Source organism: Sneathiella litorea (assembly GCF_009882915.1).
Classification (GTDB): domain Bacteria; phylum Pseudomonadota; class Alphaproteobacteria; order Sneathiellales; family Sneathiellaceae; genus Sneathiella; species Sneathiella litorea.
Genome location: NZ_WTUW01000002.1, coordinates 1,294,820 through 1,316,593, shown reverse-complemented (window position 1 = coordinate 1,316,593; position 21,774 = coordinate 1,294,820). Strand labels below are relative to the sequence as shown.

Annotated in this window: 18 protein-coding genes; 12 read left to right on the top strand and 6 right to left on the bottom strand. The window is 46.2% G+C overall.

Translation table 11 applies throughout. The features are described 5' to 3' along the window. Position 1 precedes the first annotated feature (1 nt). The gene (locus GQE98_RS12730; RefSeq protein WP_161315998.1) at positions 2 to 1,174 is read left to right on the top strand and encodes a thiolase C-terminal domain-containing protein; all 1,173 of its coding nucleotides are present in this window, start codon (positions 2 to 4) and stop codon (positions 1,172 to 1,174) included. 18 nt (positions 1,175 to 1,192) lie between these two features. Continuing rightward, positions 1,193 to 1,618: a Zn-ribbon domain-containing OB-fold protein gene (locus tag GQE98_RS18575; RefSeq protein ID WP_161315997.1), complete on the top strand. Its 426-nt coding sequence runs from the start codon at positions 1,193 to 1,195 to the stop codon at positions 1,616 to 1,618. Between the two features lie 281 nt (positions 1,619 to 1,899). On the opposite strand, the gene GQE98_RS12720 is transcribed toward GQE98_RS18575, so the two are convergent. Genes GQE98_RS12720 through GQE98_RS12710 form a run of 3 tightly spaced genes read right to left on the bottom strand, consistent with a single transcriptional unit; the run spans position 1,900 to position 4,067 of the window. Continuing rightward, positions 1,900 to 2,871 carry a CobW family GTP-binding protein gene (locus GQE98_RS12720; protein ID WP_161315996.1) on the bottom strand — a complete coding sequence of 324 codons (972 nt, stop codon included), beginning with the start codon at positions 2,869 to 2,871 and terminating at the stop codon, positions 1,900 to 1,902. Next, a complete protein-coding gene (locus GQE98_RS12715) occupies positions 2,864 to 3,157 on the bottom strand; it encodes a hypothetical protein (RefSeq protein WP_161315995.1) in 294 nt (97 codons plus the stop codon). Before GQE98_RS12715 ends, GQE98_RS12720 begins: the two co-directional genes overlap by 8 nt. Positions 3,158 to 3,161: 4 nt before the next feature. Next, positions 3,162 to 4,067 (bottom strand): polysaccharide deacetylase family protein, encoded by a 906-nt coding sequence (locus GQE98_RS12710; protein ID WP_161315994.1) that lies wholly within the window; start codon positions 4,065 to 4,067, stop codon positions 3,162 to 3,164. 625 nt (positions 4,068 to 4,692) lie between these two features. On the opposite strand from GQE98_RS12710, the gene GQE98_RS12705 reads away from it, so the two are divergent. Both GQE98_RS12705 and GQE98_RS12700 read left to right on the top strand, forming a co-directional pair. Next, positions 4,693 to 5,688, top strand: a complete 996-nt coding sequence (locus GQE98_RS12705; RefSeq protein WP_161315993.1) for a permease — start codon at positions 4,693 to 4,695, stop codon at positions 5,686 to 5,688. A gap of 10 nt (positions 5,689 to 5,698) precedes the next feature. Next, the gene (locus tag GQE98_RS12700; protein ID WP_161315992.1) at positions 5,699 to 5,935 is read left to right on the top strand and encodes a thioredoxin family protein; all 237 of its coding nucleotides are present in this window, start codon (positions 5,699 to 5,701) and stop codon (positions 5,933 to 5,935) included. 307 nt (positions 5,936 to 6,242) lie between these two features. Here the strand turns inward: GQE98_RS12700 and GQE98_RS12695 are convergent, their stop codons facing one another. The 3 genes from GQE98_RS12695 to GQE98_RS12685 form a co-directional block, all read right to left on the bottom strand. Further along, the gene (locus GQE98_RS12695) at positions 6,243 to 6,821 is read right to left on the bottom strand and encodes an NAD(P)H-dependent oxidoreductase (protein ID WP_161315991.1); all 579 of its coding nucleotides are present in this window, start codon (positions 6,819 to 6,821) and stop codon (positions 6,243 to 6,245) included. Between the two features lie 214 nt (positions 6,822 to 7,035). Beyond that, entirely contained in the window at positions 7,036 to 7,977 is a 942-nt protein-coding gene (locus GQE98_RS12690; protein WP_161315990.1) for a tyrosine-type recombinase/integrase, read from the bottom strand. Between the two features lie 1,688 nt (positions 7,978 to 9,665). After that, complete coding sequence (locus GQE98_RS12685) at positions 9,666 to 10,199, bottom strand: DUF4823 domain-containing protein (RefSeq protein ID WP_161315989.1); 534 nt, start codon at positions 10,197 to 10,199, stop codon at positions 9,666 to 9,668. 819 nt (positions 10,200 to 11,018) lie between these two features. Here GQE98_RS12685 and GQE98_RS12680 point away from each other — a divergent pair. From GQE98_RS12680 to GQE98_RS12645, 8 genes are all read left to right on the top strand, one after another. Beyond that, positions 11,019 to 11,909, top strand: a complete 891-nt coding sequence (locus GQE98_RS12680; protein ID WP_161315988.1) for a LysR family transcriptional regulator — start codon at positions 11,019 to 11,021, stop codon at positions 11,907 to 11,909. Positions 11,910 to 12,068: 159 nt separating this feature from the next. Beyond that, on the top strand, positions 12,069 to 14,165 hold the full coding sequence (locus GQE98_RS12675) for a hydantoinase/oxoprolinase family protein (RefSeq protein ID WP_161315987.1): 2,097 nt from the start codon (positions 12,069 to 12,071) through the stop codon (positions 14,163 to 14,165). Continuing rightward, entirely contained in the window at positions 14,162 to 15,898 is a 1,737-nt protein-coding gene (locus GQE98_RS12670) for a hydantoinase B/oxoprolinase family protein (protein WP_161315986.1), read from the top strand. Before GQE98_RS12675 ends, GQE98_RS12670 begins: the two co-directional genes overlap by 4 nt. Further along, complete coding sequence (locus tag GQE98_RS12665) at positions 15,895 to 17,469, top strand: N-acyl-D-amino-acid deacylase family protein (protein ID WP_161315985.1); 1,575 nt, start codon at positions 15,895 to 15,897, stop codon at positions 17,467 to 17,469. Before GQE98_RS12670 ends, GQE98_RS12665 begins: the two co-directional genes overlap by 4 nt. A 52-nt stretch (positions 17,470 to 17,521) precedes the next feature. After that, complete coding sequence (locus tag GQE98_RS12660) at positions 17,522 to 18,520, top strand: TRAP transporter substrate-binding protein (RefSeq protein WP_161315984.1); 999 nt, start codon at positions 17,522 to 17,524, stop codon at positions 18,518 to 18,520. A gap of 208 nt (positions 18,521 to 18,728) precedes the next feature. After that, entirely contained in the window at positions 18,729 to 19,211 is a 483-nt protein-coding gene (locus GQE98_RS12655) for a TRAP transporter small permease subunit (RefSeq protein ID WP_281351298.1), read from the top strand. A 6-nt stretch (positions 19,212 to 19,217) separates the two neighbouring features. Continuing rightward, positions 19,218 to 20,528, top strand: coding sequence for a TRAP transporter large permease (locus GQE98_RS12650; protein ID WP_161315982.1), 1,311 nt, complete (start codon positions 19,218 to 19,220; stop codon positions 20,526 to 20,528). 41 nt (positions 20,529 to 20,569) lie between these two features. Next, positions 20,570 to 21,589 (top strand): GlxA family transcriptional regulator, encoded by a 1,020-nt coding sequence (locus GQE98_RS12645; protein WP_161315981.1) that lies wholly within the window; start codon positions 20,570 to 20,572, stop codon positions 21,587 to 21,589. Positions 21,590 to 21,774: the final 185 nt, after the last annotated feature.

Here is a 21,774-nt window from a genome sequence, read left to right as displayed (position 1 = left end):
GATGTCGAATGACGCGCACATAATTGGTATCGGCCAGACACCCATAGCAAAGCGAGGTGGGTATGATGGACGACCAGAACTCGATCTTGCTGCAGAGGCCATTCGCGCCGCCGCCGCTGATGCTGGCCTACAGGTTGATGCCATTGATGGTCTGGTTACTTACGCCATTGATCTGCCAGGGGAAGACACCTATGGTGCAGTTCTCCTTCAGGAAGTGCTGGGGCTTCCTAATCTGAGACATGGATCGATCGTATACACCTCTGGAGGAGGCGGCGCATGTGGTGCAGTTGCGCTTGCGGCTTCTGCGGTCGAAACCGGGCGCGCCACAAACGTTGCTGTTTTCCGATCGGTTGTTCAGTCCGAGCAACGCTATGGTCGTTACAATCCGCAGCGTCCCTTTTATAATTGGACAGCGCCTTACGGTGCCTTCGCACCACCTGTTTTCTATGCGCTTACCATGCGGCGGCATATGGAACTTTATGGGACGACCTCTGAGCAACTTGGACATGTGGCCGTCACCTTCCGCAACCACGCTAACCGCAATCCATCAGCACGGTTTTTTTCGCAACCGCTGTCGATGGAGGACTACCTTGCTTCGCGTATGATCGCGGAACCATACCGGTTGTTTGATTGCTGCGTCGAAAGTGAAGGCGCAGCCGCGCTAATTGTCACAACAGAAGAAAGAGCACGAGATTCAGCCAGCCGCCCTGTACGCGTTCTAGCAGCGGAACAGGGGGCCGGCGGTGGGTTTGGTAGCGGACCAATAGGATGGAACAATATGCCAATCGAAATATATGAGACTGGGGGTATTGGTGATCTTGCTGATCGACTCTTCGCACGCGCCGGTGTCAATCGCGAGAATATCGACGTTGCTCAGATATACGACGCTTTCACTGGCATGGTTATCGTTGCTCTAGAAGATTACGGTTTCTGCGCCCGAGGAGAGGGCGGCCACTTCGTCGAAGGCGGGCGGATCGGGCTTGGAGGCGCTTTGCCTATCAACACGTCGGGCGGACATCTTTCAGAAGGGTATATGCATGGCGCAAACCTAGTCCTCGAAGCAGTGCGGCAAATTCGCGGCACATCAACGGCGCAGGTCACCGACGCTGAGCTTGCTTTTGTATCCTCAGTTAGTGGGCTTACACCGACCAGTGCACTTATCCTAGCATCCTGATTATTAGGAATAGATCCAATGTCACCTCTCGCTCACCTTCCCAGCCCACGCCCAAATCGTACAGATGCTCCTTTCTGGGCAGGTTGCAAAGAACGAAAGCTTCTGTTTCCCCGATGTAGTGACTCCGGCCGTTGGCTTCATCCATCACTACCTATCGCGTCACCCAGTGAAGGCAAAATTGAGTGGACTGAGGTGCGCGGGCCGGCACTTATCTTCACGCACACACGAGTATCCTATGCAGCGCATGAGAGCGTGGAGAAACTATTGCCATACGACGTGATAGTCGTGGATTTTCCGGACTGCGGTAACGTCCGGCTTCTCTCAAATTTGATTGGATGCGAAGGGGAAACCGTGACAATTGGTTCTGCGCTACGTCTAGACTGGGATACCTCTTTTGACGGTATGGTGGTGCCGCGGTTCAAGTTGAAGACTTCTACTAGTTGACCAAAGGAAAATGCCCGGCCCTCGAGTTGGCAGTATGGTGCGTATCTAATGGTGGTTGAACGTCGCAAGATGTCTATCCGCAGTAGTCATATTGAATGACACGCGCAATAACATCTGCAGTCAAGACCGATTATTTTTCGCTCCTTCGGAACCATGTGATGCTTAAGCGCAACTGACCGAAACACTGGGACACCCATTGCGCCGAGCCTATATAGCTACCCGAGTTGTCGCTTGAGAGTAAGATATATACCCTGAAGAGAGGTTATTTAGGGGTGCCCATTTCATTTAGCCTCGACAAGCTTCGACCAAGAGCGGTTGAGTGTCTTTTCATCTATTCCGCGCCCGAGGAGAACTATAAAATTGCTCTCCAATTTAGCTCCGTCGCTATTGGCCGGAACCGCAGGTAAAATCTCCGGCGGTTGTACGGCTCGATGGACTGATTGCAATAGAAGACGGCCGGCCGGACTCTCGACCACCCCTTTGACTCGCACAATTTGGTCGCCGCGCGCTGCTAGAAGGGCTGAAAGCCAAACTGAGAGACCAGTCCAACCTGCTTCTCGCGAAACATCCAATCGGTAAGATTGAATTGGTTCGCTGAATGCCGGCAGAGCTGGTAACTCATATGGTCGAACAGCGGCGTCCGATGGCAATTGCCAGGGTACGCCTAGCTCCGCACCTTCAATTTCTGCCGCCGGATTTAGGATACGCAGTGTTTTTACTAGACGAACAACCTGGTCTGTCGGTGTGCCGTGTATTTTGGTTACAATGATCCGCTCCGCAGCCTCAATCTGGCGCCGCCCCAGATATTCCTGGGCTAGTTGGAGCGGGCCATTTATAGCATCCATTAGCACAATCACTTCATCCACGACAAACCGTCGCGTGAGCACTGGATCAGTTAACAATGTTTTGGCTATGGCGGTAGGGTCAGCCAATCCACTGGTTTCGAGCAGAACGCCACTCAATCGTTGTCCGTCGGTGGAGTCTTGTTTCTCGCATATCCTAAGCAAGGCAGCGACAAGTGCATTGCGACCCTCACAGCATGCACAGCCGCCGGCTAAAACTTTGACTTGCTCAGCTCCGCCCAGTAGCAGATCGTCTATGGATGTTTCTGCTGCTTCGTTGACGAGAAGACAAACCGGACCGAAACTCCGCTCATGCAGTTGATGCCGTAACCACGTGCTCTTGCCCGAACCCAGAAATCCGCCGATTATCGTTAGTCGCAGGCGCCCATCCCTACGATAGACTTCAGTCATCACTGAGCACGAAAGGTGAGAGAGGGTCTATGGATACGCCCGCAAGCCTTGCCGCCTCCACCCATAATGTTTCGAGATCAGAAACGATCACGCGCTTGCCATCAGGAGCCATTAGCTGCAAACCAGGCATCGATCCGTCGTCATGTGCAATAAGTTGGTACGGAGCCAGCAACCGATTTATGATTGTCAGTCGTGTGAAACGTAGCCGCAATCGACTTCCTGGCTCCGAGGCACCGGCATCTGTCCAATGGCCCGGCAGAGACGGCAAACCGCAGGCACTGCACATGGGGTTAAACTACCTCCGGTCGCCGATTGCTCTCGAACGGATATCGATTGCGGAAGTCGTCAGCGATATCTTCAAAGGTGGTCCATTCTACATTTTCGTGCCCATTGATATATTCGATCAGGCGTTCGAGCATTAGAAGAACCTGCGGCCTCCCGGATACATCCGGATGAATGGTGAGAGCGAAGACCGCATAATCCATTTCGCGATATACCCAGTCGAACTGGTCACGCCATAATTCTTCGATATCCCGGGGATTGACAAAGCCGTGACTGTTGGGTGACGTTTTCATGAACATCATGGGTGGAAGGTCATCGAGATACCAATTTGCGCATATATCGACAAGATCGATCTCATTACCATGCTTTAAAGGATGCATCCAATCACTAGCCTTTTTAGTATAGTCGATGACATTCCATTTATCGCCCGTCCGTGCATAGAAGGGCTGAAAGTCGCGATATCCTTGACTATGGTCGTAGCTGAATCCGTATTTCTTTAGCAAATTCGTCGTTACAGCTGACATCTCCCACCAAGGTGCGACATAGCCGCGCGGTTTCTTGCCGGTAAGCTTATCAATCAGCTCAATCGACTTTGCGAGAACGTCCTCCTCCTGCTGTGCGGTCATTGCTATCGGATTTTCGTGAAGATAGCCGTGCGCTCCAATTTCATGCCCCTCGTCAACGACCATCTTCATTTGCTCTGGAAACGTCTCTAGGGAATGGCCTGGTACAAAAAAAGACGCGCGAAGTTCATACTTTTTGAACAATCGCAATAGGCGGGGTACGCCGACCTCAGCTGCAAAAATGCCGCGCTGTATGTCTGACGGACTATCTCCTCCGCCGTAAGATCCGATCCACCCTGCAACCGAATCAATATCAACACCGAACGCACAATATATTTTCTTCTTTTCCAAGATTATCCTCCTGTTAAATGCGCAATACTCTGCATTGAAAGCGTGGGTCGCAACGAAGTTAATAATCGCGGCATTGCTTGCCGCGTGCAAGCTCTTTCTAGTCTAATTGTTTAATAATTAAAGTAGTTTGGGGTTTTATTGAATAGAATATTATTTCCGTGAAGAATCCAGGGGACGTATCTGCGTCTTCGAATGAAAATCGATTGCTGGCTCCTAAATAAAATTAGCAAAAAAATCCCCTCTTTCTTGGTTGACGAGAAGAATTTCAGCCGCCAACAAGTTAGTTTTGTTGGTAAGTCACTCCAAGGGGTTACTTTGATCCAGCACTAGGTTATTGCCACTCCACCAGTGCGGCATAGTAGGAACGCTATTGTGCCCTATTTCGCGAGTTACTGAATAGGTCCGGCTATTGGGTGGATCCGCTGATAATAGTTATGTGTGTGAGGTGTGGCATAAAATGGTTGGCTGCATCCAAACTCAAGCACCTTATAACTGATTTCTTATGCGTCAATGTGTCTCTTTGTCTTCAGCTAGTAGAGGCCTATAAGTCACAAATAAAGAGTTCGAGCGGGCGTCCGTGAATATACCCGCAACTGTTAGATAACAGCGCATTGGAAATATCATCATGTTTGAAATCTTTACGTTGTTTGCGGATTGGGTCGTGTATGACCTTTTTGGCTTGGTCCGCCAAGAAAAACTTGGGGATGCGCTTCATTTTTTTATAGAAGATACGACGAAGATCTTTGTTCTTCTCTTCGTGATGATATATTTTATTGCCTTGGTTCGTGCGTCACTGGATGTTGAGCGCATTCGGAATTTTCTCGCCGGAAAGCATCGGGCAACGGGATATGTCCTCGGAGCCGGGTTTGGCGCTATCACTCCCTTTTGCTCCTGCTCAAGCATACCCGTGTTTCTCGGGTTTACCTCCGCCGGAATCCCTGTGGGTATTACGATGGCGTTTCTGCTTACCTCACCCTTGATCAATGAAGTGGCTGTCCTTCTGTTGGTTAGCCTGCTTGGTTGGGAATTCACACTGCTATATGTGATCGCGGGAGTAACTGTTGGCATTTTTGGTGGCTTTTTTCTCGACCAGATCCGGGCAGAACGCTGGCTTCAACCATTTGCGGCAAAGGCCTATCAGAAAGCTAAGGGGAAAGAGGCACTTGCTTTTGGCCAACAGACTGCTGCTGTATTGTCGATGAGGGAGCGTCACCAATTCGCCAAGGGTGAGACCATGGAAATTATCGGACGCGTCTGGAAATGGGTCTTTCTGGGCGTTGGATTGGGGGCGGCTATGCATGGTTTCGTTCCGCAAGGGTGGCTGGAAGAACATCTTGGAGACGGCCAATGGTGGTCTGTTCCTGCTGCGGTGCTATTGGGTATCCCGCTGTATTCAAATGCAACTGGCGTAATACCCGTTATGGAAAGTCTACTTGTTAATGGTTTGCCGGTGGGGACTACCCTTGCTTTTTGTATGAGTACGGTCGCCGCGAGTTTTCCGGAATTTATACTGCTGAAACAGGTCATGCAGTGGAAATTGCTGGCGACGCTTTTTCTAATGTTGTTGGTTTCCTTCACGCTTGTCGGCTGGATACTGAATTTAACTTATCTGATAAAATAAGGGCGAAACTATGAAAACGATTAAGGTACTTGGAAGTGGCTGTTCGAAATGTATTCAGACAGCAGAGAAAATAAAAAAAGCGGCGGACGGGATGGGCATCGCCGTCGAAGTTAATAAGGAAACCGACGCGGAAACCATTATGAATTATGGAGTGATGCGAACTCCTGCTGTAGTTATCGACGAAGCCCTGGTTCATAGCGGTTCTGTTCCAGCTGAGGCGGATATAAGAAGCTGGCTTGCAGAATAATCGTTTGAAACATCCATGAAGGCAGAACGTCCCTGATTATTGATTAGGAGCGTAGCTAGGGACTTGAGCAAATGAGTAGCTTTGTTATTTCGTAGCAACTAAAGAGTGACGAAGAGTTCAGAAATTGGGAGTGGTAACAACCTGAACACAAGGGATGGGGGAAATGGTGCCCAGGGGCGGATTCGAACCACCGACAGGCAGATTTTCAGTCCGCGTGGACGTGTTAAAATTAAGATGATTCAGGCAGTTTTTCCAAAGCTATAAAGTCAATAACATTTTGGAATAAAGTACAGCGATTTGAGCACCGCTAGTATGCTTTTCTGCCAAGTTTGCGAATACTCTCTAACCACTTTCTTCGTTCGTTTTCACTCGCTGCTTCCACCATTCCCAAGTAGGTGAAGCGCACGGGCTTTATTCCGCAAAAATGTAATAGGTTGCGTTTTAGTGCCATTGCCGAATGAGCACAATAAAACCAACGAAAAAACCATCCGGGCATGCCCATCGTAATGATGACACGAGCTGATCTACCTTTCAGCAAACCAACTTCAAATGGATTCTTTGCTTCTTTGTAGGCAAAACCGCGTTGAAACGTTCGTTCAAAAAAGCCCTTGAGCAAGGCTGGCATCATGCCGATCCAAAGAGGGTAGATAATAACAATATGATCCGATGCTATTATGGCCTCCTGCGCATGCTGTAAGTCAGGCTCGAGTATTTGTTCTTTATGGTAGCCTTCGTGAAGAATGGGATCGAATTTCATATCCGACAGCGGTAGAAAATGTACTTTGTGGCCTGCAGAAGCGGCACCGTCTCTGTAACTCTCAGCAATGGCACGGCAATATGAAGCTTTAGCAGGGTGGCCTAGAATAATTGTGACGGTTTTACTCATAATACCGTGAAGGATACCCTATCCACAACCGATTGTAATCTATGAAAAGAACTCTCAATTAATGACGCGGCCCCCACTTGCACGCTTGTATCAGTGTGGCAGCCAAAGTTAGTTATTCATTGAGCTTTGTCAGTGTTGCGTTTGACAGAGTTGCGATCAATGCAATTAGGGCAAAGATCAAGTTGGTGCTACTCTATAAAAAGTGCGTTTCCAGCTATGTAGCTAGGAGATCACTCTCCATCTTCGCCATCTGCGCAATATCTTCCTCTGGATTGTGGAACAGATGCCCATACACGTCAAATGTCATATTGATAGAAGAATGACCAAGCAGCACCTGGATCTTCTTGGGTGTCCAACCCTGTTCTATGAATAAGGACGCAGCAGCATGACGAAGAGAATGAAACCCGAACTTCAGTTTGCCGTCACTGTCAACATTCTCACAGGCAATCATGAGGGGCTTGAAGATCCGATGATAGATATTTGCATGCCCCTCAACATTGCCTGCGCCATTGGGAAACACAAGATTAAGTTCCCCTTTCGGACATCGTGCTTTCCAATCCTTCAGCGTACTCGCAACTAAAGGAGACATCGGAATAGTGCGAATACCGGCGCGGCTCTTGGGAACACCTATGGCATTATACCGATCCGCCCGTTGCTTGATGTGGATAAGGCCCTTGGTGAAGTCTACATGCGCCCAAGAAAGCCCTCTAAGCTCGCTAGAGCGCATACCGGTGAGGATAGCGGTAATGACGAGCGGCTTTTCACGGGGAGGGGCCTTGTCGATTAGCAGTCGGATTTCATCCTTGGTTGGAATGATCCGCTCCTTATCGTTTCGACTGGCTCTCCGGAGTTTGATCTCGCGGGCTACATTCTTATCGATCATCCCACGAGACTGAGCCGTTGAGAGAATAGACCGCAAGCTTGTGAGCACCTTCTTGGTCATTGCGCGAGAGTTCTCTTCAAGCATTTCATCGATAAAATCCTGAACGTCAGCGGCAGTGAATTCTTCGAGCAGAAGACCGCCAATCTTTGGTCCGATATGATGCATGAAGTGCCCTTTGTAAGAGCGAATAGTGGCCCGTTCTAGCCCATCGAGCTTGCAGCGTTTTAGCCAAAGAAGGGCGGCATATTTGATGGTTGCGTTGGCTTTAGTCATCTGTAATTCCTTATCAATTCACGTTGACGACTATTATACGACGGGCGGATTCTGGTGTCGGGCGTTATTCCACGTCCTCATGCATTTTCTTCTTGTAAAAAGCTATAAAGTATAAGGTTTGAGGGTTATAAATCGTCAGATACTCCGAAAAACGACAAATAACTGAGACAAAACAGGACAGAATAGGACAAAATGAGGTTTTCATTTGTATTAAAATCAAAGATTTGCCGGATTCACTTTGGCTATTGATCGCTACTAGTTTCATTAGAAGAGGGCCAATTTGGAGTCGGTAAATGTGTCGAGAATGGCCGGTTTTTCACGTACTTCGCTTTGTTTTGCCCATGAGAAAATATTTAATTCTAGGATTTTCTGAAACCGTTCCGTTGTTTGAAGGCTGAGTATAGGCGATTAATAAATCAGAAATTTTTTGTGTCTCATGACAATTTTTCTGAAATCTTATACTTTGTCTTTTCTGTTGTTGTAGTGCCTCTAGTTATATGCGCAAAATGAGATATTTATCTCCGATATTTATTATTAATTTTATTTAAACAATTATTTAATATTGTAATAAATATACGAATTGAAATAAACATCTGAAAATTATTGAATAATTATGTTGTTAGGATGAGAGCCTTAATATTATATTTTATAAATACAGATTAAGATCATGAATAGACAGAAGATAAGCAAAAAATTAAGCAAATAGAGAAAAGCGATCAAGAACCCCTAAATAAAGCACTTATTAAACTAGCCTCAATCAAACTAAACATCGAAGAATTCAGCAGAGGCAAGCAGCAAACAACTGCAAGCTTCCATATTGGCACTATACTACAACGTCTATACCGGGACTTAGACCGGAGATATGAGCGAGCCAAGCGCGAAAGGAACATCGGATAGATTGTCAATATGTATCCCACCTATCCGGTAAAAGCCTGCGAGCATCTCATGTTCGCGAATGGAACTTTGAAAAGATGAAGGCTCTGTTTGGCAACAACCTTCGCTTAACACATTGTCAAATGACCTAGCTAAGTGTTAAGGCATCACAAATATTGTGATAACCGCGTTAGCTCGAAAGGGCTGGGGGTGTGGGGCCGAATATCTGGTAAATGAACGCCGCCAGATTACAGTTCGTTAGCTGTTAAGCCCTTATGTCATCTACTACACTGTATACGGAAGAAAATCCTCCCTTGCTTCTGAGAGGGCGAAGATCAATGTCTCTTCGCTTTGCAGCGCCTGTTTGCTGCAATTTCAGGAGCAGGGGGGATAGACTAATGTCTATTCCGGAAGGTCTACAGAACTAATCGTTTCAAAATAATACTCTACAAAAAAGCGAAGCAAAACGTAAACGGTGAGCGAAGCGAACCGCAAAAGAAGGTTTGCTTGGTGTTTGAGTTTCAGTTCCACGGCAAGCCCAAAAAGATGCCTTATTTTCATCAAGAAGCTTGAAATAGATCACCGGAAGTAATCTTCTTCGTTCAGTGTCGAAGTCCTAGGATCCTTAACCCACTCTCTAGGGCTTCCCGCCATTAGCGGCGAAGTACTACCCCTATCCTTATACTTTGACGTAATTTCCATCCCAAATGACGATCTGTTAACAATCAAGGAGTTACGTCAATTCTGTCCTATTCTGACTCGTTTTGTCTTAGTGTTTACGGACTTTCTTGGACCTTTGAAAAACCTATTAAATCTTAGTGCATCACTTCCTTCAGAAAATCCTCAACAGTCTTTGGTACCAAATCTTGCGGATGATCCCCTCCGAATGTTGCTAGCCCGCTGGTAGCGCTCGCAGTTGTTGAGGCTATCTTCTCTCCGGAATGGGTATCATAGATCACGTAGTTCATCGTTATCTTATCGGAAAGAAGACTCCATTCAGTGGCCCTATCTTCCCAGTGCAGAATCTTGGAGACGAACAAATAATCTGCGGATGCGGTGGTTGCTTTTTGCTTAGCCTGCTCAACCGTCTCTACAGTTTCAGCAACAACGACTTCGCTGCCCTTCTTGCTGAGTTCAGCAGCAATAGCCGCACTCGTCATCTTTCCTGATCCGGCATAGTTGGTGTTCCCGTAAACTCCGTCTTTAGGCTGTGTGACGTAAAATTTGCTGTTGGCCGAGATTTTCGTGGGTGGGGTTTTAATGGCATTTGCTTGATAGCTATTTGCGCATCCTGACAGAATCCAAATTCCGAGAAGTAAGATGACGGCTTTTGACGTTGATAATTTCATGGCCTTTTCCTTTACCGGCAAAAATCAGTAAGACCTCATCTTTCAGCTGTTAAAATAAGGGCTTGAGTGTAATTACCGGAAAACTCGCTAGAAAAAACTCTATACTACTATTGGTCGCCAACTGTAATAGGAAAAAGGCTCATTTTCAGGAATGGAGGCTTTAATTCCTCTCTAGTTTCATTTAGAGTACCCCATTTTTCATTCTTTTACACATCTCACGCAAATATTCTTTCGCATAAACCATTATCTGTACTCCGGTATTGATTGGGTGTGGCGGAAGCTGACCTGATCTCAGCCTGAAACTATGAAGACCAGATCCAGTGTTTCCATTACATCCCTTTGCTGAGTTTCTATGCGCTACTTACCCGTTGAAAGAAAGTCTTTGGCCGATTTTCAATAGAACCACTCGGTGATGCTTTTGCAACTGCATAGGCTGTGATACTTGGCTTCATCTCAAACTATCTTAGACAATCCGTATTCCCTTTACTATGCTAAAAACCTTGCGGGTATTTATGCAGTAGGCGTTGACCAGACTTTTAGAAGCCGTACGGTTGTCTTTTGATTTTTGGCTCATCTTAATTCTTCACGTCACAACGATGAGCCAAAAACACTCTTTAAATCTAAAAGAACTAACACTACCACAATGGTGCCGACAGGAAATAATTCAGATTTTATCTTCCTCATAAAAGATATTGTGGGGTGTTGAAATTTCTAATCGTCAGTATTGATTACTAATAGATTGAATAAATTTGGACTTTTGTAAATTTCCAATTTAAATTTGATGTTTACAAATTGTCACATTCATAGGCCGTAAAGAATATGATCCGCTTTAGCCTGAGCCAGTTGGAGGCTCTTTTTTGGGTCGCGCGGTTAGGAAGTTTTCGTGCTGCTGCGGATCACCTTGGTATATCTCAACCCTCGGTCACACTAAGAATACACAAACTTGAAGAAGCAATTAATATAAAACTACTAGACCGCTCCGGTTATCGTCCGACCTTAACTGAAGCTGGAAGTGAAATAATGCGCTATACGCGTCAAACACTTACATTGGCAGGAAAAATCCAGACCTTTCACGAAAATAACTCTACGCCCATGCGGGTGTTACGGTTTGGTATGGTCGACTATACGGCCATGACTGAAATGCCAAAATTGCTCAGAATGTTTGAGGAGCATTACCCCGAGCTACATATTGACGTAACAGTTGACTACGGTACACGCTTAAATGCTCTTCTCGCTGAAAGAAAACTTGATCTTGCCGTTTTGACAGAACCTAAACACCACCCTGGAATGGAAGCACTGCCAGTGAGAAAAATTGATCTGGCATGGGCAGGATCGACTCACTTAGAACTTCCCAAGGGTAAGCTGCGGGCAAAAGATCTTGTTGATCAGCGCATTGTAACTAACCCACCACCTTCTAATCTTTATAATTCGATCTTCGACTGGTTTGGAGCAGCTGGGTTGAGTCCTGAACGCATTTCAACGTGCAATACATTGTCGGGTATGATGCAACTTGTCGTCGAAGGTTTTGCGATTAGTGTCCTGCCTACATCTCTGCTTGACGAACTGCATGCAAGCGGCACTGCTTTCCCAATTCATGTCTCTCGTCCAGTAAAGGCGCATAGTGCATACGTCGCTTTCAACAACGATAATAGTGATGCCACAATTCAATCCGTTCTACGTAAAGTAGTTGATGCTCTTCTGGACAGTTAGACTACGTATAAAAAGTATTATTGTGACATAGGTAAAATTGACTAGGCAAAAATGATAGTTAAAACCTATTAAATTTCTTAATTTTAATCATTATCTTTGAGAATATTTCCTTCCTATCATGCTTTCAACACCACGAACATCAGGTGAAGGAAAGCAATAATGAGCGCTGTGAAGCGACATAAAATCGGGGTCGACATTGGTGGAACATTTACCGACATCACGCTACTGTTGGATGATGGGACAATATTCTCACACAAACTTCCTTCTACTCCGGATGACTATAGTAAGGGAATAACTGAAGGTGTTCGTGAAATATTATCAGTTAATAATATCTCTGCTGATGAGATTGAGGGGTTGATCCACGCAACCACCGTCGCGACGAACACTATCCTGGAATATAAAGGCGCGCATACCAGTCTTGTTACCACTGAAGGATTTCGCGATGTGCTCGAAATGCGACGCTTACGAATACCGGTAATTTATGACCTTCGATACCAAAAACCTAAACCGCTGGTCCCTCGTCGCCTTCGCTATGAAGTAGCAGAAAGAATGGATTCTTCTGGCAATATAATCCGTAAGTTTTCTGAAGAAGATGTTGAGGTGCTAGCCAAGAAATTACAAAAGGACGGTATTGAGGCAGTTGCAATTTGTTTTCTGCATGCATATGCAAATGCAGAACCCGAAAAGCAGGTGGCAGAAATTCTGTCCCGAATACTGGGGCCGGATGTCTACATTTCCCGATCTTCAGAGGTGCTCCCGGAAATTCGAGAGTATGAGCGCACAAGCACTACGGTTGTAAATTGCTACATAGGCCCGATCATAGCGCAGTATCTAAAGTCCCTGTCGGATCGCTTGCGCGAAATTGGGCTGAAATGCCCGATTAGGATAATGCATTCCGCAGGGGGCGTCATGAGTATCAATTCTGCAATTCATAAGCCTGCTCACCTCGTGGAATCCGGACCGGCTGCTGGAGTTATTGCCAGCGCGCATATTGCTAAGTCAGTATCGTATGACAAGGTAATCTCTTTTGATATGGGAGGGACGACAGCAAAGGCGGCATTGATAGAAAACGGGCGGCCAGCAAAAACCGGGGAATATGAAGTCGGTGCGGGTATCAACTTGAGTTCCAAGCTGGTCAAGGGAGGTGGGTATCCAATTAAGTTGCCCTTTATTGATGTTTCCGAAATAGGGGCGGGTGGCGGCTCAATTATTGCGATTGATCAAGAAGGGCGGGTTTCCGTCGGCCCCGCGAGCGCCGGGGCAATGCCAGGGCCGGTCGCATACAGGCAAGGCGGGAAGGAGCCGACATTTACAGATGCGCTTCTTACACTAGGGTTTATCAATCCGGAATTTCTGGTTGGCGGAGAATTTGAACTTGATGCAGAATCTGCGCGAGAAGCGTTGAGAACTAGAATCGCGCAACCTCTTGGCAAAACATTACAGGACGCTGCTCATGGTGTGCTGACGCTTGGTGTCGCGACCATGACTCGGGCAATTAAGGCCGTCTCAACCTATCAAGGGCGAGATCCGCGGGAATTTACATTAGTTGCATTTGGCGGAAACGGGCCGGTAGTTGCCGCAGAAATAGCGCGTGTCTTACAAATCAAGAATATTCTCATACCACCTGCGGCGGGCGTATTAAGCGCTGCCGGATTACTATTCTCCGATGTTGAACATGAGTTTGTAAGAACAATTTTCGGTTCCAGGAAAAAGATGGATGTCAAAACACTAGGGGAAATATTTTTAGAACTAGAAGCAGATGCATATCGGTGGGTTGAGAATGAAGGCTATGCCGTAAATGATGTCAGGTTTAGGGCAAACGCGGACCTGCGATACTCGGGCCAGGCGTATGAGCTAACGATACCTACAGATCATAAACATCCGAATATTGATAAGTTGTATTCAGGCTTCAACAGGGAACATGAGAAAACTTACGGACATAAATCAGACACAGATCCAATTGACATCATCAATCTAAAGCTTGTTGCAACGATCGACATTAATAACAACCGGAATGGTTCTCGGCTCCAGGTAAAGGGTGGCTATGCGACCAGTGGCGAAAGATCTGTTTATTTCGGAGAAGAATTTGGAGAACATACCGTGCCGGTACTTTCCAGAAACGAACTTAATATAAATTCCCGCAAGGGCCCGTTCATAATTGAAGAGTATGATTCAACCTGTGTTGTCCCGCCTTATTGTAAGGCATCGCTAGACCCAGCGGGCAATATTCTGGTCGAATTGGAGGAAATGTTATGACCTCTCCAATCGACCCGATCACCTTTGAAGTTATTCAGAACGGCCTGAGTTCCATTGCCGACGAAATGGCCCTTGTTATCATGCGGAGTGCTTATTCACCGGTCGTGCGTGATTCCATGGACTATTCAACAGCACTATGCGATGCGAATGGTGAAGTTGTCGCGCAGGGCCTAACGCTGGCTGTACAGCTTGGTTCTTTCCCCGATATTATGTCTTTGATCGTGAAAGAGCATGGGTCGACCATCATGCCGGGTGACGTTTTTATCGCAAACGATCCATATGGTTCCGGTGGCCAACATCTTCCTGATATTTACATCATAAAGCCGCTTTTTGTCGGCAGTACTCTTGCGGGATACGCAACGACAATGGCTCATCATTCGGATGTTGGTGGAATTGCACCTGGTAGCGTCGCTATTCATGCCAGGGATATTCATCAGGAAGGGCTGCGCCTTCCAATCCTCAAGCTGTATGCCGCTGGTGAGGTAAACGAAACCCTGTTTAAAATTATCGAACGTAATACACGGTCACCTATTCAGGTCTTGGGGGACCTCCGGGCTCAAATATCCTCTTGTCAAGCAGGAGAAAGAGGCCTTGCCGAACTTGTCGAAAAACATGGATTGGGTACCCTGAACGTTTATTTCCGCGCGCTGCACGATTTTGCTGAAAAGCGAATGCGTGAGGAAATTATGTCGATGCCAGATGGTGTGTATAACAATTTGGATCATATCGACGGTGTTGGAGATGACCCCATACAGCTAGACATAGCAGTAAGACTGGAAATCAAAGGTAGCGAAATTTTAATTGATTTCGAGGGCACATCTCCTCAGGTAGCGGCGGCTATTAACTGTCCTATACCCATGGTACATTCTGCTGCATATTGTGCAATCCGCTGTTTAGCAAAAGGCGATATACCAAATTGCGAGGGTTATATGCGTCCAATCAGCATCTCTGCACCAAAAGGATCGATACTGAATCCGCTTGAGCCTGCGGCCTGCGCTGCACGTGGCGTTATGGGCTATCGCGTTTTTGATGCTGTCATGGGGGCCCTTGCTCAGGCAATGCCGGAAAGCGTCATCGCTGGATGTGAGGGGGGGCCAATTTTATTTTCTGTAGGAGGGAGCCATGAGGGTCGCTCGTTTGTACTGACGGAAGTAATGGTTGGGACTTGGGGCGCCCGATTTGGTTTGGATGGAGAAGAAGGGGTATCCAATCCAGCTGCAAATCTTTCAAATCAGCCGATAGAATTAATTGAAGCCGAACTTCCTTTGCGCATTCAACGATATGGGTTGGTCCCGGACAGTGGAGGGCCTGGAGAATATCGCGGGGGTCTGGCGTTCGTCCGAGAATTTGAATTTCTCTCAGACACCGCTCAATTTACCGTTCGTTCTGATCGTCGCCGTTGCCCGCCTTACGGAGTGGCAGGTGGAGAGACGGGCAGCCCATCTCGAAATGAGTTGATTGGCAGAGATGGAAAGGCACGGATGATTCCGACGATGCCGATGCAGAGTTTTGATCAAAATTCTGGTGACATTGTTCGTACGGTATCAGCTGGCGGCGGAGGCTATGGAAAAGCGCTACAACGTTCTCCCATGCTTGTGCTCGAAGATGTTCTTGACGGCAAGGTAACGTTGGAGGGTGCACGGCACGACTATGGTGTGGTCATCAATGACAATGAAGTCGATGCGAAAGCAACCTTGGATTTGCGTTCTAATATGGAGTCACTGCTTCAATGACTCCTGATATCATCATTCGCAACGGAACAGTTTTTGACGGACTTGGTAATCCTGGCATCATTTCTGATGTTGCGGTGAGCGATGGCAAAATAATAGAGATTGGTCGTATTGACACGATTGGCATTCACGAAATTGATGCCACAGCTATGTATGTGACACCGGGATTTATTGATATCCATAGCCATTCGGACTTCACCTTGCTTGTTGATCCGCGCGCTGTCAGTTCAATTTTTCAGGGAGTAACACTAGAGGTTATTGGAAACTGTGGGCACGGTTGCTTCCCTATTGTTGATAAACTCCTTGCAAGAGGGAGTATTTATGGCATTTCCGACCTTGCACCTCTTAATTGGTCAACGGCATCTGAATATCTTGATCGCCTTGAAGACGCAGGCCCTGCAATCAATGTGGCAACACTCGTTCCAAATGGTCAGTTAAGGCAAGCGGTAATAGGGCTTGAAGATAGGCCGGCAGCGCCTGATGAAATAAAGCTTATGCGCCGTCATCTTGATGAAGGGCTTGAGGCGGGAGCATTCGGTCTGTCCACTGGATTAGAGTATCCAATAGAAACGGGAACAGGAAAAGAAGAAATAGAGGCTCTGTTAGTGCCTTTGTATGAGAAAGATCTTCTTTATGCGACCCATACGCGCAAACGCGATAAGGGTGCACTCAACGCGGTAGAAGAGGCGTTGGAAACAGCTCAAAAGAGTAGTGTTCGACTTCAGATATCTCACTTGCTGCCTCGCGGAGGGTCTTCGGATTGTGAAGCCTGTGTGGAGGCTGTTGAAAACGCGCGCATGGATGGACAGGATGTATCTTTCGATATGCATACACGTTCATTTTCGATGACTTTTTTGCATGCGATGCTGCCGCCCTGGGCCTTGAGCAATGGGTTATCCGGCCTCTCTGAATTGATTAAAAATAAAGGCGTTCGATCACGCATTCTTGAATTTCCATCGATTGTTAACAACGGAAACTGGAGTAAAGTCACGTTACTTGACAACGAAATTATCCCTGAGTTCGGTCGCTTGGATTTTTTTGCCATTGGCAGACGAATGGATATGTCACCAGGAGATGCTGCGTTGGAGCTTCTCTGCCGATCAGCGAACGCCACCTCACCGTTAATGGTGATTAGGCCCGTGTATTCTGTGTCTGATCAAGAGCTGGCGTTTGCAAATAATCTTTGCGTGCCGGGATCAGATGCAACGGCCTTATGTCCAGACGGGCCACTGGCCGGTTCCGCATTTCATGGCGCTTATAGCTGGGCCTCCTGGTTTTTCCGTTTCGCTGTAAACGAGCGCAAGTTTCTAACGCCACAAGCGGCTATTTACAAACTAACGGGTCAGCCCGCCAGTATTCTGAATCTGCGAGGTCGTGGTGTTTTGGCAAAAAATGCGTACGCAGACATATCTGTTTTTGATCCGAAAGATTTTGGGGAAAGAACGACGCTATGGAATCCCAATCAAATAGCAACGGGCATGAAACATGTCATTGTAAACGGTAAAATTGCACTTGATAACTCTGAAATTACCAACCATCGGGCCGGACAGGTAATCCGGAAAGTAGAACAATAGGGTCCGAAAAGTGTTTTTTATATAACATCTTAAATATGACAAGGAGTTCAGCATGAGACGGTATACAAATTTGTTTTCCGCACTTGGCGCTGTAGTTTTAATTGCCTTAACCATCCCGACAGCCAATGCCGTCGAATGGGATATGCCAACTGCGCAAAGTGCAACTTCGCTTACAGGGATCGCTGATGGAATTTTTTCAAAAGCACTCTCTGAAAAGACGGATGGTGGAATTAATGTGACAGTTCATTATGGCGGTTCTCTTGGCTACAAGGGAAAGGATCACTACGATGCTGTTAGTACCGGCGCTGTTGTCTTGGCGGACAGTTACACCGGTCCTTTTGTTGGGTTTGATCCCATCTGGCAGGTCAGTGCGATACCTTTTCTAACAGGCAGTATCGACGAAGCCTGGTTACTGTATCAGGCAACCAAAAAATACTATGAGGTAGCTCTGGCAAAAGATAACCAGATATTGCTCTACACTATCCCATGGACACCTTCGGGGATCTGGGCGAACAAATCAATTACTACAAAAGCGGATCTTGAAAATCTTAAAATTCGCACATTTGACCCTTTAGGCCTCATGACATTTCGGGCGGCTAATGCTTCGCCAGTAACTCTAGGGTTTTCTGATGTTGTGCCGCAATTAACGACGGGCGGTCTTGATGCCGTTTTGACTTCAGAAGAAGGTGGATTCAAAAACAAATTTCAGGATCTTCTCAGCCATTTTGTTGAAATCAACTATGCCTCTCCACTTAGCGTCGTCCATATGAACAAGGATACCTGGGAGGGTTTGTCAGACAGTAAGAAAGCGGCTGTTACTGCGGCAGCCAAGGAAGCTGAAGAAGCTGTATGGTCTCTTGCAAAAAACCGTGTTCAGGAAAACTATAAATTGATGAGAGAGGCCGGAATTACCATTGTGGATGATGTTCCTGCTGATTTTATGGATTTTTTGGTCAGTTCATCCAGCGACGCTATCAGTGACTGGAAGGCTAAGGTCGGCGAACGTGGTGATGAAGTGCTAAAAGCCTATAACGATGCAAGAGCAAAATAAAAGTTCTTCTCTTAATATGAAGAAGGCCTAAACTTTTGATGCGGGCTTTCTTCATAAATTTAAACACGCAGGAATAATTTTAGTGCTTCCGAGTACAAATAAAAGCGAGCCACTTAATGGATTTCAGAGATATATTCTCTGTATACATAAGATCCTCTCTTATGTTGCACAGATTCTCGCATATATTTCTGCAATAGCTTTGTTGCTAATGGTGGGGCATATACTGTTGGAAATTGCCCTCCGGAATTTTTTCAATACATCGACCTATGTACTTGGTGAATTTGTTGGATATTTAACTGCAGCCATCACTTTTAATACTCTCGCCTACGCGTTTGAGCGAAATATTCTTATCCGGGTGCATTTTATATTAAATGCCTTTTCTAACAAACAACGGGTTGTGGTCGCACTTGAAAATACGGCGATTTTGTTAACGCTCGGCGTAGTTGGTATGGCTATTATATACTTCTGGGGAAGTATCTTGCGAGCCTACGAAAGAGGGGCAGTGAGTGAGACAGTTGCAGAGTTTCCCATGTGGATTCCGGAAGCAGCCATGCTCCTTGGCCTCATAGTTTTTTGGCTGATCTTATTCTCACGATTTACATGTGCAGTAGCAGGTATTTCAACGGCATACATCAATGTAAATGTTCCGGCTGATTTACTGCCCAAAAGCAAAACCGTTGTGAGGGGATAAGAAACTATGGATGGCTTAACAGCTAGTGTTGTCACGGTCGGACTCATTGTGCTTTTTCTTGGGATGGGGACCTGGATATTCGTCGGTTTGATGCTGGTCGGAGTTACTTCACTGTTTCTTATCCTTGATTTTCCCATTGATCGTATTGGATTTATCCTGAAAGGCATAATGTGGAAAACGGCGAGCACCTGGGAACTGGCCGCCATACCAATATTTATACTGATGGGAGAAATTATTTATAGGACGGATATGTCCGACCGGGTATTTCGGGGATTGGCGCCATTTGTCAATTGGCTTCCCGGCCGGTTACTTCATACGAACATTGTCGGATGCACTTTGTTTGCGGCAATGAGTGGATCAAGTACAGCGACAACTGCCACCATAGGACGGATCACAACGAAGGCGTTGGCGGAGAGAAACTATAACGAAGCTCTGACAATTGGATCGCTTGCCGGCGCGGGTAGTTTGGGACTATTGATCCCACCTTCGATTGTCATGATTATTTATGGAGTTCTGGCCGAGGTTTCGATTGTTCGTCTTTTCGCCGCGGGTATTTTGCCAGGACTAATGGTCGCGGGATTATATTCGGCATATATAATTTTGAGTTGTTCGGCGGACCCGGAAAAATCTCCGCAAGCTATTGATCGATTTACCTGGAAAGACCGATTTTGGGCTGCGCTGGACTTATTTCCGGTTTTCCTTTTAATCGTTGTTGTTCTTGGTGGCATCTACACGGGTTTTGCTACGCCCTCGGAAGCGGCCGCGCTTGGTTTTGCGGCTTCGTTACTATTGGCTTTGGTCACGCGACAGCTCACGGTGAACATTCTCATAGAATCTCTTATGAGTGCACTTAATATTTCGTGCATGGCAATTACGATCGTCGTTTCAGCCTCATTCCTGTCAACGGCGATGGGGTTTATCCATGTTCCTCAAATGCTGGCGTCAGAGATCGCCAGTTTGGGCTTATCTCCCTACGGACTGATTTTTGTTTTATCCATGTTCTATATCCTTCTGGGGTTATTTCTAGATGGGATTTCAATTGTTGTGATGAGCCTGCCGATTACTTTACCAATAGCGATGCTCGCAGGATGGGATCCCATATGGTTCGGCGTTTTCCTAGTGATCATGGTTGAGTTGGGCCAGATAACCCCGCCAATAGGATTCAACCTGTTTGTCCTCCAGGGTATTACAAATAAACCTATCGGGAAAATTGCATTATATGCGCTGCCATTTTTTCTTCTTATGTGTTTGGCCGTTGTAATATTAACATTATTTCCGGAAATCGCTCTTTGGCTGCCAAAATGGTTGTTAGATTAATTTTTGCGGACAATAGAATATGGGGGTAGATAAAGAACGATATGTTCCGCAATGAAGTCTTGTATGCACAGGACATATATAGAAATGAAACGAGGTCGCTGCGTCACCTAACTCTATTGAATGAGGAAGTCTGGCAAGTAGGGTTTATTCTGGTTTCTGATTTTTCATTTGTGGGTTTTTCTTCTGCTATCGAACCACTGAGAATGGTGAACAGAATATCAAGGCGAACAATTTATAGTTGGAAATGTTACTCACTTGAAGGTAATGCCGTCACGGCAAGTAATGGAATAAACCTGAATGTCGATGGGGCTTTATCTGACATAGATAAATTATCAACTGTTATTGTTATCGGCGGGAACGAACTAAACCGTCAGTCTCATCCGGAACTGTTAAACAAGTTGAAGTATTTAGTATCCCATGGAGTGGCAGTCGGCGCTGTCTGCACTGGTAGTCAGATTCTTGCAAAAGCAGGATTGCTTAATGGATATAAGTGCACAGTCCATTGGGAAATAATGGATAGCTTGATTGAAGAATTTCCAGATTTGGACGTTACAGGAAATTTGTATGAAGTTGATCGTAACCGCTTCACCTGTGCTGGCGGTACCTCAGCGCTGGATATGATGATTAGTTTGATTATGATACAGAATAATCGCGAAATAGCCTCTCAAGTTGCTGATATGCTGATACTTCAAAGAATTCGTGAAGGAAATGAAAGTCAGCGTATGCCGATAAGAGGTAGAATTGGTATACGCCACCCGAAATTACTAGCAGCAATTTCATTGATGGAAAGTTCTCTTGAAGAGCCATTAACCTGTAGGAAGCTTGCCGATCAGGTGAACATATCCATTCGGCAACTCGACAGATTATTTAGGAGATATTTGTCAACTTCTCCCGCTCAATACTATCTAGGATTACGACTATCCAAAGCCCGTTTCCTCCTCGTTCAAAGTTCCATGAGTGTAATTGAGGTTGCGTTGGCTTGCGGGTTCACATCGGCATCACATTTTTCTAAGTGTTATCGACAAAAGTTCTCTTGTGCACCAAGCGAAGAACGGGTTTAGGGAAAATTCACACGAATTATTCGATAAGAATTAGTTGAACCAATATGACAATGCAATTTGAGCTACAAGCTAAACTCTCATTTTGGAAGCCCAATTCTTTTCTTAGTGCTTCTTGGGGAATACAAAAAAACTATATCTGGATAGTATAATAGAGTGCTGTTAAACCACTGCGCCGGTGAAAGCTA